Genomic DNA, 15,755 nt, shown 5'->3' on the forward strand with positions numbered 1-15,755 from the left:
AGCCCCTCGGGGTCGGCGCCGGAGCGGGTGAACTCGTCGGTGTGGCAAAGCCCGGTGGCCTTGATCTCGACCAGCACCTCGCCGGCCTTCGGCCCGTCGAGTTCCACGTCCATGATCTCAAGCGGTTTGCCGGCCTCGAGCGCCACGGCTGCACGGGTTCTCATGCAGTCTCCCTCCAAGTTTAGAATTCCTGTTTCGACGCCCTGCGGCGATTTGGGGGAGTATGGGTGCGCCGTTGCATACCTCTCAATACAGCCAATGGTGGGTATTCCCCGGGGGCCCTCGAAAGCGCAGCCTGCGACATGCGAGACGCGCCGCCGAAAGCGGCGCGGAGCAGGAGTGAAAGACCATGACGCGACACGCTTTTCTTGCCACGGCGGCGGTTTTGTCGCTGGCCGCAACACCCGGTCTCGGGGCGGATTTCTCCGATCCGACCTGGCCTTGCGTGCAGCGCAAGGTCGAAGTGCTGTCACCTGGCCTGATGTGGCCCGCGCCGCTGCAAGAGGCGGCCCCGGAGGGGGCGCAGGGCAAGGCGGTCAAGGAGCTCGCCGAGCTGCTGTCGCTGCGCAGGGTCGACCTGGAGACGGGGCGCGCGGAGCTCGCGACCTTCGCCGAGGCGCAGGGCGACGACCTGCAGCTCATGGGCGCGGTCTTTTCGGGGGCCTTCGACCGGCTCTCCGCCCGCCGCGACCGGATCATCAAGGGCATCGGGAAATTTTCCCTCGGGCAGATCGAGCTCTCGGAAAAGATCGACGCCGCCCGCGTCGAGATGGAGGCCCAGATGGCTTCCGATGCCCCGGACTACGACCGTGTCGACGCGCTGGAGGAACAGATCGACTGGGACCAGCGCATCTTCACCGACCGGCAGCAATCGATCCGCTATCTCTGCGAGACACCGCAGCTGCTCGAGCAGCGCCTCTATGCCATCGCGCAGATGCTACAAGAGGCCGGAGAGGCCGACGCCGCACCCGACGGCGGCTGATCCCAGACCAACGCTGTGCCCGGTTGCGGGGGCGGGCAGGCGTATTTGGAAAGAGAAGAAGCCGCCTCCCTTCTTCTCTTTCCAAATACGCAGCCTTCCACGGGCGGAAGGCCCGTGTTGCAAGCATCACTCCCATTCCAGCTCGGTGAAGGCCACCGTGGCATTGCGCGGGTTGTAGGCCTCGAAGAGTTCCCATTGGGTGGCCTCTTCCCCGGCGACATGCATCACCGCTTGCGACAGGCGCTCACCCGCCGCCACCGCCGCCGCCGCATCCCGCGCCAGCACATCGAGATAGCGCAGTACCGGTGCCGCGCCTTCCGGCCAGGCCAGAACCGGACCGCCGTGGCCGGGCACGACCCGGCGCGCCTTCACGCCGGACATCTCGCCCAGCACCCGCTGCCAGCCGCGCAGGCTGCCATCGAGCGTCGGGACATGGCGGTCGAACAGCAGGTCACCGGCGAAAAGCGTGCCCGTGGTCCTGTCGAGCACCGTCAGGTCGGTGCCGCTATGCGCCTGCGGCCAGGCGCGCAGCTCCAGCACCCGCCCGCCGAGGTCCAGCTCGGTCCTGTCCTCGACTTCGCGCATCTGGCCCGGCAGCGCGGTGCCCAAAAAGGTCTCCGCACCGATCAGCGCCTCGAACCGCTGAAGGTAGGTTTGCTGCCGCGCCGCGAGCGCCAGCGGCAGCGCCGCATGACCGACGATCTCGGCCCCGCTGAACACCCTTGTGCCAAGCAGGTGATCGGGATGGACATGGGTCAGCACCACGTAGCGCACCGGCAGATCCGTGCGCAGGCGGATCGCCCGCCAGAGCGCCTCGCCGATCCAGGCCGCAGAGCCGCTGTCGATCACCGCAACCGAAGTCTCGCCGATGACGAAGCCGAGGTTGGCGGTGTCACCACGGTTTGTCGCATCCGGCAGGGCCACGTCGCCGCGATGCACGAAGACACCGGGGGCCACCTCGAAGACCTCGAGCGGCGCGCCAGCTTTGCGGCATTCGGCGCCCGTCACCGGTGCCGCCGCCAGCCTTGCCTCGCAGCTGGCCTGGCTGCGGGCCTCGTACCCCGGCACAAGGACCGCCCGGCAGGGCGGCTCCCCTCCCAGCCCCGCGCACAGCATGACCACCGCTTCAAACATATCGCCCCTTTCGCCCGGCATTCCCCGCGCCAGCCTCGCGCCGCGGCTCGAGGCGATCCATACCGACCATGCGCTCGGTAGCCCGCGCGCCCGCGGCCTGTCAGACTGCCGCCCAGGCTCCGCCGCCCGCGCCGCGGCTTTGCAAGGAGGAGACCCATGCCTCGCAGGACCATCGCCATCCAACTCGCCCCCGCCCTGCTCGCCGCATTGCTGACGTTGCCGTCCACGCCCTCTCGGGCCGCGGACCCACCCGCCGCGCCACTCGTCGACAGCGCCACGTGGGACGCGTTGCGCCCCGATGTGGCCGGCGAGGCGGCCATCGCCCCGGCGGACGGGCTGTTCACGGTCGATGCCCCCTACCGCGCCGAGGACGCCGCCACGGTGCCCATACATGTAATCCAGACCGACCCCTCGGTGCCGATCGAACGGGCGATGGTGGTGATAGACGAGAACCCCGCGCCGGTGGCCGGCAGCTTCACCTTCTCACCCGCAATGGCGCCGCTGGACTTCGAGCTGAGGGTGCGCGTGAATGCCTATTCCAACGTTCGGGTGATCGCCGAAACGCCGGACGGGCTGCGCATGGACGGGCACTACGTGAAGGCATCGGGCGGCTGCTCGGCTCCGGCGAGCAAGGCCGGAGCCGACGCGCTCGCCGGGCTGGGGCAGATGCGGCTGCGGCTCTTCGGCCCCGCCCCCTCGCACGAACAGTCGCAGGCCCGGCGCGAGGCGCAGATCCAGATCCGCCACCCCAACTTCTCGGGGCTGCAGCGCGACCAGATCACCCAGCTGTTCATCCCCGCCCATTTCATCGACCATCTCGAGGTCTGGCAGGGCGAGGAGATGCTTTTTGCCATGGATGGCGGGATCTCGATCTCCGAAAATCCCGCCTTCCGGTTCAGCTATGCCGACAACGGCGTGCCGGCGCTGACCGTGCGGGCGACCGACACCGAAGGCAACGCCTTCGAGACCGTGCTGCCCAAGGCGGGCGGCTAAGGCGCGGGCTCCAGCGGCGTGCTCTCGTCGGGCGTCCGGGACGCCAGCTTGTTGAGGCCCGAGACCGCAATCCTTTGGCGCTGCCGGGCAGTGCCCCTGTCGTCGTCGGCCTCGTTTGAGGTCAGCGGTTCCACATCGACGAGATGTCACCGCGAGGCAGTTCGGCACGCACGACATGGCGTGCACCTTGCCGGATTTCAGCATGAGGTTTTCTCATCGGGCGCGACGTCCTGCGCCCCGGGGGAGGGTGCGCGGGCTTCACCCTCCCTTGCGGCGACGGGTCATCCCATGCGCCGGATCGTAGCCCAGCAACGCCAGGCCAAAGAAGACGGCGAAGGCCAACACCACCCAGAGCAGCGCCCATCCGCTGAGGCTCTGATACAGGGCGAAACGGATCAGCTCGACCGCATGGGTAAAGGGGTTCAGTGCGCAGATGTCGCGCAGCAGGGCCGAGCTTTCCTCCATCTTCCACAGCGGGTAGAGCGCGGTCGACAGGAAGAACATCGGGAAGATGACGAAATTCATCACCCCGGCGAAATTCTCCAGCTGCCGGATCGTCGAGGAGATCAGCAGCCCCAGCGCGCCCAGCATCAACCCCGACAGCACCAGCGCGGGCAGCAAGCAGACATAGCCCCAGGCCGGCAGCACGATACCGAAACCCGCCGCCACGGCGAGGAAGGTGTAGACCTGCAGCACCGAGACAGCGACCCCCGCCAACAGCTTGGACAGCAGCAGCCACCAGCGCGGCAGCGGCGAGGTCAGCAAAAGCCGCATCGAGCCCATCTCCTGGTCGTAGACCAGCGACAGCGAGCTCTGCATACCGTTGAATAGCTGGATCATCCCGCAGAGACCGGGGACGATGTAGACCTCGTAGGTGATGTAGGTCTCGTAGGGCGGGATGATCGACAGCCCCAGCGCGGCGCGGAACCCTGCGGCAAAGACCACCAGCCAGACCAGCGGCCGGACCAGCGCCGCAAGGAAGCGCGAGCGCTGGTGCACGAAGCGCAGCGCCTCGCGCCGGATGATGGCCATCATGGCGATGAGCCAGGCGTTCATGCGCCGCCCTCCACCCCGGTGGCCCTCGCGCCTGTCATCTCGATGAACACCTCGGCCAAGGGTCGGTCGCCGCGCAGCGCCGCTGCGCTCTCATGCGCCAGCACCCGGCCCCTGTGCAGCACGACCACGTCGTCGCCATCCTCGATCTCGTCGACCAGATGCGTGGCCCAGAGCACGGTCAGCCCCGAGGCGGCGAGCCCGTGCACATGTGCCACGATCGCTTGCCGGCTCTCGAAATCCAGCCCCACGGTCGCCTCGTCGAGCAGCAGCACCTCGGGCTGATGGATGAGGGCGCGGGCGATCTCCATCCGCCGCCGGTGCCCGCCGTTGAGATCGCGCACCTTCTCGCCCGCCCGTTCGGCCATGCCGAGCTGCGCCAGCGCCGTCTCTGCCCGCCGCACCGCCTCGCGCCCCGCGATGCCATGCAGCGCCGCGAAATAGCGCATATTGCGCATCACGCTCATGTCGAGGTCGAGTGTTGGCTGCTGGAAGACCACGCCGATCTTCGACAGCGCCGCGCGCGGCTCGGCGGCAATGTCGTGCCCGGCCACGGTGATCCGGCCCTCGCGGGTGACGAAGAGCCGGGTGAGCAGCGCGAAAAGCGTCGACTTGCCCGCGCCATTGGGACCGAGCAGCGCGGTGAACCCGGGGCTCAGGGCAAAGCTCACCCCGTCTAGCGCGCGTTTCGGCCCGTAGCTGTAGCGCAGGTCGGAGACGTTCAGGGCAGTCATTCGGATCCTTCGGTCACCCCCGCCACCGGCGCGTGCGCCGTTCCCAGGGCTGCAGCACCAGCCACTCCACGGCCAGCATCACCGCGATGAAGGAAAACGCATAGACGAGCACCATGGCTACGTCGAAGAGCTGGAAATAGAGGTGGATCTGGAAGCCCACACCGTCCGACCGACCCAGGAATTCCACCACCAGCACGATCTTCCAGATCACCGCCACGCCCGAGCGCGCCGCGCCAGTGATGAAGGGGGCAAGCTGCGGCAGCACCACGTGCCGCATCCGCCGCAGCCAGGGCATCCGGTAGACCTGCGCCATGGCGTCGAGCCCCGGGTCGAGCGCCCGCGCGCCCTCACGGATGACCGTGGCGACATTGGGTATCTTGTTGAGGGTGACCGCAAGGATCGCGGCGGTCTCGTTGAGACCGATCCAGAGGTAGCACAGCACGATCAGCACCAGCGCCGGCAGGTTGAGGAAGATCACCAGCCAGGGATCGAGCCAGCGGTCGAGCGCGGGATAGCGGCCCATCACCATACCCAGCGCGATGCCACAGCCCATGGCCAACACGAAGGCCCAGGCCACCCGGCTCAGCGTCCGCGCGAGGTGGTAGGGCAGTTCGCCCGAGCGCAGCGCCTCGGCGAAGGGCCGCACCAGCGCCCACGGCTGCGGAAGCACCTGCGGGTCGCCAGTCAATTGCGCGGCGATTACCCATAGCAGCAGAAGCCCGGCAAGCGAGATCACCGTGACGCCGAGCCGTCCCGGCCCACGTCGCGCGGCACCTGGCCGCGCATCGTCATGCTGTCCGCTCATGCCCCTGCCGATGAAGCGGGTCGCGGTTCCGTCGCCCTGCACGAAATACTCCCTCTCCGACGGGACAGGGTGCAGGTCGAGTCGGCCCGCGTCAATTGCTCCTTTGGGAGCGGTTCGGTCTGATCAATTCAGGTGATAAAAAGTCAGGTGATAAAAAGTCACAAATGAAATCCGTCGTGGTCCAGTCCGGCAGAAGCGGTCGGCGGCTCAGGCTTCCAGCTCGTCGGACCGCACCGGGCGGCACTTCCAGTTGGAAATCGTATAGGCCGGGTGCTCTTCGACCCAACGGGCCAGCTCCGGCTGTGCGCCCATCATGCAGGCCATGGGGGTGACATCGGTGTAAAGAAGGCTGCGCTGCTGGCATTCGTCGGGCGCTGCCGACAAGCACGCCATAAAGAGAAGCTCAATCATGGTTGCCTCGTAGGTTTGAACGTGATGCCCTGCCATTATCCCCCTGAAAGATAAATTCAGGGGTTAAGATTTGTGTCATTTACGCTGCGGCGCAGCAATGCCCAAGAATGACGCGCATTCCTTGGGCATTTGGGCTTATTTTGGGCAGACATGAAAGATGAGTGCCGCATTTTCGGGCTAACCGGCCTGAGCCTCAGGGCCCGACTTGCGCTTGGCGCAGGCCTTTTGGGGTTTGCGACGCTGCTCACCGCCGCCATCATCGTGCTCGGCATGTCGCGGGTCTCGGACAGGCTCGACTCGGCCCTGGCCGCCGAACAGAGGCTCGAGGATTACGCCGCGCTTTCCACCCAGGTCTCCACCTACATCGTCGTCGCCGCCGAGCTGATCCAGCGCGGCCAGCCCCAGCAAACCCGCGCCGCGCGCACCCAGGGCCTCGCCGAGACGTTGCGGCAGAGCTTCGCAAGACTTCGCGCAGGTCTAGACGATGAGGTGGCCTCGGCCCGAGGTCTCGACGCGCAGAGTCGCCGCGCCACGCTCTCACTTGCCATTGCCCGGATCGAGGCGCTGTTCCGCTCGGCGCAGGCCGGGCTGACCTCGCAGACCGACGACCCGGCCCGGCTGCGCGCGCACCTCGATACCTTTGCTTCTGGCGTCGAGCCGCTGCTGGCCGAGGCGGTGAACGAAGAGCGCCGGCTGCGCCGCGAGATCCTGCAGGACATCGACGCGCTTCGGCAGCGCCTGGTGCTGGCCGCATTGACCATGGCGGTCGTCGCCCTGGCGCTGTCCGCGGGCTTCTATTTTGGCCTCCTGCGCCCACAGTTCCGGCGGCTCGAGGCGCTCCGCACCGCCGCCCGGCGCATCGGGCAGGAGGATTTTGCCATCGCCCTGCCCGGCACACGCCAGGACGAGATTGGCGCGCTCTACGCCGAGACCAACCGCATGGCGCAAGCACTCGCCAGCCGCGCCGAGGCGGTGGCCGAGGATCGCGCCCGGCTGAACGAGCTCATCGAGCAGCGCACCGAGGCGCTCCGCGCGGCCAACACCCGGCTCGAACGCACCGACGAGGACCGCCGCCGCTTTTTCGCCGACATCAGCCACGAGCTGCGCACCCCGCTCACCGTGATCCTGATGGAGGCGCAGCTTGGCCGGCAGGGCGCGCCAGACCCCGGAGCCGCCTTTGCCACGATCGAAAGCCGCGCCAGCCGCCTCAGCCGGCGCATCGACGACCTGCTTCGCATCGCCCGCTCCGAAACCGGGCAGCTGGCGCTCGACCCCGAACCGGTCGACCTCGCGGAATTGGCGCGCGAAGCGGTGACCGAAACCGCCGCCGAGCTCTCCAACGCCGGAATGCGGCTCGAAGGCCCGGGACCGCTCCCCGCCCCGCTGGTCGTCGCGGCCGACCGCAACTGGCTGCGGCAGGTGCTGACCGGCCTCATCCGCAATGCCATCCGCCACGCCCGCGCGGGCGGAGCGCTGCGGCTGGAACTGCGCGAGGCGGGAGCCGAGGCGGAGTTTTGCATCATCGACAATGGCCCCGGCATCCCGGCCGAAATCCAGTCGCAGATTTTCGACCGCTTCGCCCAGGGAAAGGGCAAGGCCGCGGCGCAGGGCTTCGGCCTCGGCCTGCCGCTGGCCCGCTGGGTGATCGAGCAGCAGGGCGGCGGCATCTCTGCGCAGAGCCCCCTGCCCCGCGAGACCGCGCTCGGTCAGGCACCCGGGACCAAGATCGCGGTTCGCCTGCCGCGCGCCGCGGGATAGCCTGCCGCCATGAGCGAGCTGCCCCGCCTCCTCGTCGTCGACGACGACCCCGAGATCTGCTCCGCCCTCGCGCGCGGGCTGGGGATGCACGGCTATGCGGTCGAGACCTGCAACCGCGCCGACCTTGCGCTTGCCCGGCTGAGCGCGCCCGGCTTCGACGCCGCCGTCATCGACGTGATGCTTGGCGCCGACAGCGGCATCGATCTGGTCCGCGCCGCCCGCGCCGCCGGGGCGCAGCTGCCCATCGTCATGCTCTCGGCACTGTCGGAGGTCGAGCATCGCGCCGCCGGATTGGCCGCCGGCGCCGATGACTACGTGGTGAAACCCTTCGCCTTCGACGAGCTGGTTGCGCGGCTGCAGGTTCAGCAGCACCGCGCCGCTGCCCTCCGCCCGGTGCCTGCCCGGCTCCACGCCGCGGATCACATGCTCGTCACCGCAACACGCGAAGTCCAGCTCACCGACCGCGAGTTCGCCCTGCTGTCACTGCTTGCCGCGCATTCCGCCACACCGCTGTCACGCGGCGAAATCTTCGACCGGCTCTGGGCCGGGGACTCGAGCTCGGAAAACGTCGTCGATGTGTACATCGGCTATCTGCGCCGGAAGCTGAAGCCCGCCGCCGACTTCGGTTTCGAGATCGTCACCATCCGGCAGAAGGGCTTCTGCCTCGAAGGCGTTGCGCCAACCTGCTGAAGAAAATCGGAAACGCCCCCGTCACCGACTTTCGTCTAGGGTCTTCTTAGAACATAAGAGTCGCCCCTATGCCCCCCTGCCGGGCACACTCTCTCCATCGCAACCCGCGAAAGGAGGAGACATTCATGGCCTGGAACAAACCCGTGATCCGCGAAATCGAGTGCGGCATGGAAATCAACATGTACGGACCCGAGCACGACGACGGGGTGCTGTTCTGAACAGCCGCGCGCGGAGAACGTGATGCAACAGTTCCGCGCGCGAATTCTCGGCGCTGCAGCCGGGGGCGGCCTGCCCCAGTGGAACTGCGGCTGCGAGAACTGCCGGATGGCCCGTGCAGGCGACATTCCCGCCCAGACCCAAAGCTCGCTGGCCGTCTCGGCGAACGGCACGGATTGGGCGATCCTCAACGCCTCGCCGGACATCCGCGTGCAGCTCGCCGCGAGCCCCGAGCTGCACCCCACCGGGCTGCGCGAGATGCCGCTGCGCTCGGTGCTCGTCACCAACGGCGACATCGACCACGTCGCGGGCCTTCTGACCCTGCGCGAAATGCAGCCATTCACGCTGTTCGCCACACCGGGCATCCACAAGGTGATCGCCGGCAACCCGGTCTTCGCCGCGCTGAACGCCACCGTGGTGACCCGCGCCGCGCTGGCGCTGGAGACGCCCGCCGAGATCGCGCCCGGCCTCACCGCAACGCTCTTCGCCGTGCCCGGGAAGGTGCCGCTCTACATGGAGGACGGTGAGGTCGAAACCGCGCTCATGGGCGAGCAGACCGTCGGCGTCGAGCTGACCGTGGGCGCCGCCCGCGCCTTTTACATCCCCGGCTGCGCCCGGCTCGACGAGACCCTGCGCGCCCGGCTGACCGGCGCCGCGCTGGTGTTCTTCGACGGCACGCTCTGGCGCGACGACGAGATGATCGCCGCCGGGCTCGGGCAGAAGACCGGCCGCCGCATGGGCCACATGTCGATGAGCGGCCCGTCAGGCTCGATCTCGGCCTTCGACGGGCTCGACGTGGGACGCAAGGTCTTCGTGCATATGAACAACACCAACCCGGTACTGCGCCCCGATGCCCCCGAACGGGCCGAGGCCGAGGCGGCGGGCTGGATCATCGGACAGGATGGACTGGAGCTGACCGCATGACCGACGCACTCTCCCGCGCAGATTTCGAGGCCCGTCTCCGCCGCATCGGCGCCGAGCGCTACCACGACCTGCACCCCTTTCACCACCGCCTGCACGGCGGGGACTGCAGCCCCGACGAGGTCCGCGCCTGGGTGATCAACCGCTACTACTACCAGCATTCGATCCCGATGAAGGACGCCGCCTTCATGTCCCGGGTCGAGGATCCGGACCTGCGCCGCGCCTGGCGCTCGCGGATCGAGGATCATGACGGCACCGAGACCAACGAGGGTGGCATCCGCCGCTGGCTGCGGCTGGCCGAGGCGGTAGGACTTGACCGCGATTACGTCGCCTCCTGCGAGGGCGTTCTACCCGCCACGCGCTTCGCCGTGGATGCCTACGTGCGCTTCGTACGGGACAAGAGCCTGCTCGAGGCCGTCGCCGCCTCGCTGACCGAGCTCTTCGCGCCCAAGATCCACGCCTCGCGCATCGAGGGGCTGCTGCAGAACTACGCCTTCGCCGACGATGCCGCGCTGAGCTACTTCCGCAACCGGCTGAAAGAGGCGCCCAAGGATGTCGCCTTCGGCCTCGCCTGGGTGCTCGACCACGCGGACACCGCAGAGAAACAGGACCACGCCGCCCGTGCCCTGATCTTCAAGACCGATGTCCTGTGGTCGCAGCTCGATGCGCTCTGGGGTGCCTATGTCGATCCCGCGCGCATCCCCCCGGGTGCCTGGCGACCGGGCGAGGGGCTGGCCCCCGGCGCCGAGGCGGCATGATGGACCCCGGCATGGACCCCGGCGCCATCCCCACCCTGCCGCGCGGCGTCCGCCTGCACCGTGACCGCGTGCGGGACCAATGGGTCCTGCTCGCCCCGGAGCGCGCCGTTACCCTCGACCCGATCGCCCACGCCATCCTGTCCGAGATCGACGGCACCCGCAGCTTCGCCGAGATCACCGAAACCCTCGCGACCCGCTACGCCGCCCCCCGCGAACAGATCACCGCCGACGCCGCCGGCTTCCTGCAGGCGCTGCAGGCCCGCCGCTTTCTCGATCTCGCGACCTGAGCCTTCTTCTCTTTCCAAATACGCACGGCCCGCCACCAGCAAAGGGTCGCTCCGCTGTTCAAAGGCCCGCCATGACCACGCGCAAAGCCAAGCCCCCCATCGCGATGCTTGCCGAGCTGACCCACCGCTGCCCGCTCGCCTGCCCCTATTGCTCGAACCCGCTCGAACTGACCCGACAGGAGGCGGAACTGTCCACCGACGACTGGTGCCGGGTCTTCCGCGAAGCGGCCGATCTGGGCGTGCTGCAGCTACATCTCTCGGGCGGCGAGCCCGCCACCCGGCGCGACCTCGAAGACCTCGTGCGCGCCGCGCGGGACGCCGGGCTCTACACCAACCTCATCACCTCGGGCATCGGCCTCACAGAACGCAGGCTGCGCGCGCTCGACGCCGCCGGGCTCGACCACATCCAGCTCAGCCTGCAGGGCACCACCCCCGAGATGGCCGACGAGATCGGCGGTTACCGCGGCGGCTTTGCCCGCAAGCTGCAGGTCGCCGAATGGATCAGACAGATCGGCTTTCCGCTCACGCTCAACGCGGTGCTGCACCGGCGCAATTTGCATCAGTTGCCGCGCGCGCTGGAGATGGCGCTGGACATGGGTGCGCGGCGGATCGAAGTGGCGACGGTGCAGTTCCACGGCTGGGCGCTGAAGAACCGCGATGCGCTCATGCCGACAAAGGCCCAGGCCGAGGAGGCGACCCGTATCGTCGCCGAGGCCCGCGCACGACTGAAGGGTCAGCTGGTGATCGACTACGTGCCCGCCGACTATCATTCCGACTACCCCAAGCGCTGCATGGGCGGCTGGGGTTCGACCGGGCTCAACGTCGCGCCCGACGGCATGGTCCTGCCCTGCCACGCGGCGCAGACGATCCCGCACCTGCGCTTCGAGACTGTGCGCGACCGACCGCTCGCGGCGATCTGGTTCGAGGGTGCCGCCTTCAACGCCTATCGCGGAACGGACTGGATGCAGGAGCCCTGCGCCAGCTGCGAACGCAAGACTGTGGATTTCGGCGGATGCCGCTGCCAGGCCATGGCGCTGGCGCGCGATCCGGCGGCGACCGACCCGGTCTGCATCAAGTCCCCGCGCCATTTGGACCTTCGGGCCCGTGCCGACGCCCATGCCGCCGCCGAGGCGCCGCTGACCTATCGCAGCGCGCCCGGAAAGCCGGTAGCCACACCCGCCGAATAGCCGGAAGCCTCGCTTTTTTGCGCGCAATTACATTATTTTAGACTGCGACTCCGTCCGAGGCGTTCCTCCCTGCCCGGCCTGTCAGGATCGGCCCATCGGCCCATCGGCGCCAGGGGAAACGCCTGCGGCGGACAGACCCGCGAAAAGGCGCGATGTCCCGACGTCGCCATCGGCGACCCCTGAAACAAATGACTTCCGGCAGGCCGCTTGTGCCCGCCAACCGGGGTACGCCCACGCGAGACGCTCCACCTTGCAGGCCCGCTTGGCTGCGCTCAGCGGACGACTGCAGAGGTTGCGCTTCCGGCCCATCGATGACCGGTGCGCTGCGGGAACTCGGGATATCGCTGAACTCCCTCTGCTGGTGGAGAAAGCGGTATGGCGGAATGAACCGGGCACAGCTGTCGGAGCTGTAAGAACTCGAGAAAGAGGACCTGAGCCCTTCGCAGCGCCGTCGTTGTCTGGAGCCTGTGCGCGAACACTCGGCATCTCCGAGCGCCGGGGCCTGTTCAGTGCTCGTTCGGCGTCGCTCCACTCTGCGCAAACCGCCAGAAGGCCGGGAACACAAAGAGCAGCTGACCGCCAACGTCATCGAGCTGGCCCGGCAGTATGTCCGCCACGGCCACCGACGGATCGACCCGCTGCTGAGAAGTCTGGTCACCGCCTCTCTCGGCGGCGAACACCCTCATCAGAAGCCACATCCAATTGAAGGCGACGGTGGTCGCTGACGTCCAGCGCCGACTTTTTGCCGTGCGAACGCCACCGCGACAAAGCCAGGTGATTTCCGATGTTCTCGAAGACCCGGGCTTCAGGGCCCGCAGGACCCTCACTCGGTGCGCGCATCACGGCCCGGCGCGGCGGCTGCGGTACGCACGGGCGGCCAATTTGGAAGAAAGCCCGCGCGCTCGGCAGCGATGAAGTCCCGGACGGTGCGTGTCGCGCCGGTCGCCGGCCGGTCGGCCCGGTTCAGCAGGAACCAGTGCCGCATGATTGGCAGGCCGGGCAAATCGAGTGTGACCAGCCGCCCACTACGCAACTCTTCAGCCACCGTGTGGTAGGAAATGAGCGCTATCCCGAGCCCCGCGATCACCGCCTGCTTGATCGTCTCGTTGGAGTTCATCTCGGCCCGCGCATAAGGCTTGCCCTCGCCGATCCTGTCGAGGAAGCGGGTGGCGAGAATGCGCGTCCCCGACCCCGGCTCACGCATCAGGATCGTCTCGCCCAGCACATCGTCCGCCGTGAGATCGCCGTTTCCCGCCAGCGGGTGATCCGGCGGCGCGATCAGCACATGCGGATGGTCGCCGATCGACAGCGCCTCGACTGCCGGCTCTCGGGGCGGGCGCCCCATGATTGCCAGATCGAGCACCCCATCCTGCAGCGCCGCAATGATCGTGTCGCGGTTGCCGACCTCGAGCACGATCTCGATCTCGGGGCAGGCCTTGCGCAGCCGCGCGACGATCCCCGGGGCAAAGTACTTTCCCGTCGAGACCACGCCCAGGACCACGCTTCCCGCCATGCCCTTCTGCAGCGCGTCGATTCTCTGCAGGGCCCGGCGGAAACCTGCCTCCGCCGTCGCCCAGGCCTGCAATAGCGCCGCACCCTCGGGGGTCGCGTGGAATTTTCCAGCGCCTTCCCGCGACAGCAGGACGCATCCGAAAGTCTGATCCAGCGCCCGCAACTGGCTGTGTACCGCCGGGGCTGTCAGCCCGAGCTCTTCGGACGCCCGCGAAATTGACCCTGTTCTTTCAACAGCTTCCAGAGCCCGCAGTTGTTTCAGCGTGAGAGAGGCAAGTCGACGCATTAGATTTTCTCTAATCTGAAGTCAGAAATTTTAAATTTTCTAACAAGCAAGCTTCCGCAAGATCAAGGCCATGTCACCCGTCGAGGAGAGGAGGCCTTGATGACCGACACCCAAGCATTCCCCGCGGGGGCACCGATCCCGGCTGCCCTGCGCCCTGCCCTCGAGGCCATTGGTCGGGTCGCCCGCGACCTTGCCCACCGCATCGCCCGGGGCCCGCTCGAAGGCCAGATGCACGCCCCCGTCGGCGACAACGCGGATGGCGACGCGCAGAAGGCGCTCGACGTGATCGCCGACGAGGCCTTTGCCGAAGCGATCCGCGGCACCGACGTGCGCTGGTATGCCTCGGAGGAGCGCACCGAGCCGGTCCTGCTCAACCCCGAGGGCACGCTGGCACTGGCCATCGACCCGCTCGACGGCTCCTCGAACATCGAGACCAACGTCTCCATCGGCACGATCTTCTCCCTGCGTGCCGCCCGCGAGACCGGGGCGGAGACCTTCCTCCGCCCCGGGCATGAACAACTGGCTGCCGGCTACGTGATCTACGGCCCGCAGGTGATGCTGATGCTGAGTTTCGGCGCCACGCTGCAGCATCACATTCTCGATCCCGAAACGAACACCTTTATCCTGCTCGATCCGGCCGTGACCATCGACGGCGGCAGCACCGAGTTCGCGATCAACGCCTCGAACTACCGCCACTGGTCGAAGCCGATCCGCGCCTACATCGACGATTGCCTCGCCGGGGCCGAGGGGCCCCGCGCCTGCAACTTCAACATGCGCTGGATCGCCTCGCTGGTGGCCGAGACCCACCGCATCCTGATGCGCGGCGGGCTGTTCCTCTACCCGTCCGACGCCCGCCCCGGCTACGAGGCCGGACGGCTGCGCATGGTCTATGAATGCGCCCCGATCGCCCTGCTGATCGAGGCCGCGCAGGGCCGCGCCACCGACGGAACCACCCGCATTCTCGACCTGATCCCCCAGAGCCTGCACGCGCGCACGCCTTTCGTCTTCGGCTCGGCGGGCAAGGTGGATCACGTCACCGCCTACCACGACCTGCCGGACCAGGAGGTCTCTGCCCTCTTCGGCAACCGCGGCCTGTTCCGCGCCTGAGCCTGCGACCCAGACCCGAGTTTCACGGACCAAAATGACCCATGAGCAAGAAGCATCCCATCATCTCCGTCACCGGCTCTTCGGGCGCGGGCACGACCACGGTCAAGGCGACCTTCGACCAGATCTTCCGTCGTGAGGGGATCACCGCGGTCAGCATCGAGGGCGACGCCTTCCACCGCTACAACCGCGCCGACATGAAGGCCGAGCTGGAAGCGCGCAAGTCCGCCGGGGACGAGACCTTCTCGCATTTTTCCTATGATGCGAATGAGCTGGGGGAGCTCGAGGACATCTTCCGCACCTACGGAGAGACCGGCACCGGCCGCACCCGTCACTACGTGCACGACGAGGGCGAAGCCGCGCGCTGGGGCACCCCGCCGGGGAACTTCACCGACTGGGAAAGTTTCGATCAGGGCAGCGACCTGCTCTTCTACGAGGGGCTGCATGGCGCGGTGGCCAGTGACGAGGTCAACCTTGCAGCGCTGGCGGACCTCAAGATCGGCGTGGTGCCGGTAATCAACCTTGAATGGATCCAGAAGATCCACCGCGACAAGGCCAGCCGCGGCTACACCACCGAGGCAGTCACAGACACCATCCTGCGCCGGATGCACGCCTATGTGCACTGCATCTGCCCGCAGTTCATCCAGACCGACGTGAACTTCCAGCGCGTGCCGGTGGTCGACACCTCGGACCCGTTCATCGCCCGCTGGATTCCCACCGCCGACGAGAGCCTCGTGGTGATCCGCTTCCGCAGCCCCCGGGGGATCGATTTCCCGTATCTCACCTCGATGATCCAGAACAGCTGGATGAGCCGCGCCAATTCCATCGTGATCCCCGGCGGCAAGATGGATCTGGCGATGCAGCTCATCTTCACGCCCATGGTCCAGCGCCTCGTCACCGAGAGCAAGCGCGCCTGATTGGAGG

At 67.7% G+C, this 15,755-nt stretch carries 18 protein-coding genes and 1 pseudogene; 11 read left to right on the forward strand and 8 right to left on the reverse strand.

The features are described 5' to 3' along the window. Positions 1-164, reverse strand: a pseudogene (locus BM397_RS28960) (S-(hydroxymethyl)glutathione dehydrogenase); the annotation flags it as partial. Between the two features lie 185 nt (positions 165-349). Here BM397_RS28960 and BM397_RS11530 point away from each other — a divergent pair. Further along, entirely contained in the window at positions 350-982 is a 633-nt protein-coding gene (locus BM397_RS11530) for a hypothetical protein (RefSeq protein ID WP_092424096.1), read from the forward strand. 126 nt (positions 983-1,108) lie between these two features. Here the strand turns inward: BM397_RS11530 and BM397_RS11535 are convergent, their stop codons facing one another. Next, positions 1,109-2,116 carry a quinoprotein relay system zinc metallohydrolase 2 gene (locus BM397_RS11535; RefSeq protein WP_092424098.1) on the reverse strand — a complete coding sequence of 336 codons (1,008 nt, stop codon included), beginning with the start codon at positions 2,114-2,116 and terminating at the stop codon, positions 1,109-1,111. Positions 2,117-2,272: 156 nt separating this feature from the next. Here BM397_RS11535 and BM397_RS11540 point away from each other — a divergent pair, with 156 nt between their 5' ends. Continuing rightward, on the forward strand, positions 2,273-3,109 hold the full coding sequence (locus BM397_RS11540) for a quinoprotein dehydrogenase-associated SoxYZ-like carrier (protein ID WP_092424100.1): 837 nt from the start codon (positions 2,273-2,275) through the stop codon (positions 3,107-3,109). 258 nt (positions 3,110-3,367) lie between these two features. Here BM397_RS11540 and BM397_RS11545 read toward each other — a convergent pair whose 3' ends face one another. From BM397_RS11545 to BM397_RS11560, 4 genes are all read right to left on the reverse strand, one after another. Beyond that, a complete protein-coding gene (locus BM397_RS11545; protein ID WP_092424102.1) occupies positions 3,368-4,165 on the reverse strand; it encodes an ABC transporter permease in 798 nt (265 codons plus the stop codon). Further along, entirely contained in the window at positions 4,162-4,896 is a 735-nt protein-coding gene (locus tag BM397_RS11550; protein ID WP_092424104.1) for an ABC transporter ATP-binding protein, read from the reverse strand. Before BM397_RS11550 ends, BM397_RS11545 begins: the two co-directional genes overlap by 4 nt. Positions 4,897-4,909: 13 nt before the next feature. After that, positions 4,910-5,743 carry an ABC transporter permease gene (locus BM397_RS11555; protein WP_425425932.1) on the reverse strand — a complete coding sequence of 278 codons (834 nt, stop codon included), beginning with the start codon at positions 5,741-5,743 and terminating at the stop codon, positions 4,910-4,912. A gap of 165 nt (positions 5,744-5,908) precedes the next feature. Continuing rightward, on the reverse strand, positions 5,909-6,112 hold the full coding sequence (locus tag BM397_RS11560; RefSeq protein ID WP_092424106.1) for a hypothetical protein: 204 nt from the start codon (positions 6,110-6,112) through the stop codon (positions 5,909-5,911). Positions 6,113-6,262: 150 nt separating this feature from the next. On the opposite strand from BM397_RS11560, the gene BM397_RS11565 reads away from it, so the two are divergent. The 7 genes from BM397_RS11565 (at position 6,263) to pqqE (ending at position 11,929) form a co-directional block, all read left to right on the forward strand. Then, a complete protein-coding gene (locus BM397_RS11565; protein WP_092424108.1) occupies positions 6,263-7,870 on the forward strand; it encodes a sensor histidine kinase in 1,608 nt (535 codons plus the stop codon). Positions 7,871-7,879: 9 nt separating this feature from the next. Continuing rightward, a complete protein-coding gene (locus BM397_RS11570) occupies positions 7,880-8,560 on the forward strand; it encodes a response regulator transcription factor (protein WP_092424110.1) in 681 nt (226 codons plus the stop codon). A 125-nt stretch (positions 8,561-8,685) separates the two neighbouring features. Next, complete coding sequence (pqqA, locus tag BM397_RS11575) at positions 8,686-8,778, forward strand: pyrroloquinoline quinone precursor peptide PqqA (RefSeq protein WP_007802657.1); 93 nt, start codon at positions 8,686-8,688, stop codon at positions 8,776-8,778. A 22-nt stretch (positions 8,779-8,800) separates the two neighbouring features. Beyond that, entirely contained in the window at positions 8,801-9,700 is a 900-nt protein-coding gene (gene pqqB, locus BM397_RS11580) for a pyrroloquinoline quinone biosynthesis protein PqqB (protein ID WP_092424112.1), read from the forward strand. Further along, on the forward strand, positions 9,697-10,455 hold the full coding sequence (gene pqqC, locus BM397_RS11585; protein WP_092424114.1) for a pyrroloquinoline-quinone synthase PqqC: 759 nt from the start codon (positions 9,697-9,699) through the stop codon (positions 10,453-10,455). The genes pqqB and pqqC overlap by 4 nt, the downstream gene beginning before the upstream one ends. Next, positions 10,452-10,742: a pyrroloquinoline quinone biosynthesis peptide chaperone PqqD gene (pqqD, locus tag BM397_RS11590; RefSeq protein WP_245696055.1), complete on the forward strand. Its 291-nt coding sequence runs from the start codon at positions 10,452-10,454 to the stop codon at positions 10,740-10,742. Before pqqC ends, pqqD begins: the two co-directional genes overlap by 4 nt. Before the next feature lie 71 nt (positions 10,743-10,813). After that, a complete protein-coding gene (gene pqqE / locus BM397_RS11595; RefSeq protein WP_092424116.1) occupies positions 10,814-11,929 on the forward strand; it encodes a pyrroloquinoline quinone biosynthesis protein PqqE in 1,116 nt (371 codons plus the stop codon). Positions 11,930-12,435: 506 nt separating this feature from the next. On the opposite strand, the gene BM397_RS11600 is transcribed toward pqqE, so the two are convergent. Further along, on the reverse strand, positions 12,436-12,615 hold the full coding sequence (locus BM397_RS11600; protein WP_143015362.1) for a hypothetical protein: 180 nt from the start codon (positions 12,613-12,615) through the stop codon (positions 12,436-12,438). A 137-nt stretch (positions 12,616-12,752) separates the two neighbouring features. Further along, a complete protein-coding gene (gene cbbR, locus BM397_RS11605; RefSeq protein ID WP_092424120.1) occupies positions 12,753-13,727 on the reverse strand; it encodes a LysR family regulator CbbR in 975 nt (324 codons plus the stop codon). A 99-nt stretch (positions 13,728-13,826) separates the two neighbouring features. On the opposite strand from cbbR, the gene BM397_RS11610 reads away from it, so the two are divergent. Both BM397_RS11610 and BM397_RS11615 read left to right on the forward strand, forming a co-directional pair. Next, complete coding sequence (locus BM397_RS11610) at positions 13,827-14,834, forward strand: class 1 fructose-bisphosphatase (RefSeq protein ID WP_092424122.1); 1,008 nt, start codon at positions 13,827-13,829, stop codon at positions 14,832-14,834. Between the two features lie 41 nt (positions 14,835-14,875). Beyond that, the gene (locus BM397_RS11615) at positions 14,876-15,748 is read left to right on the forward strand and encodes a phosphoribulokinase (RefSeq protein WP_092424124.1); all 873 of its coding nucleotides are present in this window, start codon (positions 14,876-14,878) and stop codon (positions 15,746-15,748) included. The last annotated feature ends 7 nt before the right edge of the window (positions 15,749-15,755 follow it).

The organism is Alloyangia pacifica, assembly GCF_900116195.1.
Lineage (GTDB): Bacteria > Pseudomonadota > Alphaproteobacteria > Rhodobacterales > Rhodobacteraceae > Salipiger > Salipiger pacificus.

Excerpts from the sequence above, each read along its gene's own strand:
- BM397_RS11530 (WP_092424096.1), top strand. The coding sequence starts at position 350 with ATGACGCGACACGCTTTTCTTGCCACGGCGGCGGTTTTGTCGCTGGCC.
- BM397_RS11535 (WP_092424098.1), bottom strand. The coding sequence starts at position 2,116 with ATGTTTGAAGCGGTGGTCATGCTGTGCGCGGGGCTGGGAGGGGAGCCG.
- BM397_RS11540 (WP_092424100.1), top strand. The coding sequence starts at position 2,273 with ATGCCTCGCAGGACCATCGCCATCCAACTCGCCCCCGCCCTGCTCGCC.
- BM397_RS11545 (WP_092424102.1), bottom strand. The coding sequence starts at position 4,165 with ATGAACGCCTGGCTCATCGCCATGATGGCCATCATCCGGCGCGAGGCG.
- BM397_RS11550 (WP_092424104.1), bottom strand. The coding sequence starts at position 4,896 with ATGACTGCCCTGAACGTCTCCGACCTGCGCTACAGCTACGGGCCGAAA.
- BM397_RS11560 (WP_092424106.1), bottom strand. The coding sequence starts at position 6,112 with ATGATTGAGCTTCTCTTTATGGCGTGCTTGTCGGCAGCGCCCGACGAA.
- BM397_RS11565 (WP_092424108.1), top strand. The coding sequence starts at position 6,263 with ATGAAAGATGAGTGCCGCATTTTCGGGCTAACCGGCCTGAGCCTCAGG.
- BM397_RS11570 (WP_092424110.1), top strand. The coding sequence starts at position 7,880 with ATGAGCGAGCTGCCCCGCCTCCTCGTCGTCGACGACGACCCCGAGATC.
- pqqA (WP_007802657.1), top strand. The coding sequence starts at position 8,686 with ATGGCCTGGAACAAACCCGTGATCCGCGAAATCGAGTGCGGCATGGAA.
- pqqB (WP_092424112.1), top strand. The coding sequence starts at position 8,801 with ATGCAACAGTTCCGCGCGCGAATTCTCGGCGCTGCAGCCGGGGGCGGC.
- pqqC (WP_092424114.1), top strand. The coding sequence starts at position 9,697 with ATGACCGACGCACTCTCCCGCGCAGATTTCGAGGCCCGTCTCCGCCGC.
- pqqD (WP_245696055.1), top strand. The coding sequence starts at position 10,452 with ATGATGGACCCCGGCATGGACCCCGGCGCCATCCCCACCCTGCCGCGC.
- pqqE (WP_092424116.1), top strand. The coding sequence starts at position 10,814 with ATGACCACGCGCAAAGCCAAGCCCCCCATCGCGATGCTTGCCGAGCTG.
- BM397_RS11600 (WP_143015362.1), bottom strand. The coding sequence starts at position 12,615 with ATGAGGGTGTTCGCCGCCGAGAGAGGCGGTGACCAGACTTCTCAGCAG.
- cbbR (WP_092424120.1), bottom strand. The coding sequence starts at position 13,727 with ATGCGTCGACTTGCCTCTCTCACGCTGAAACAACTGCGGGCTCTGGAA.
- BM397_RS11610 (WP_092424122.1), top strand. The coding sequence starts at position 13,827 with ATGACCGACACCCAAGCATTCCCCGCGGGGGCACCGATCCCGGCTGCC.
- BM397_RS11615 (WP_092424124.1), top strand. The coding sequence starts at position 14,876 with ATGAGCAAGAAGCATCCCATCATCTCCGTCACCGGCTCTTCGGGCGCG.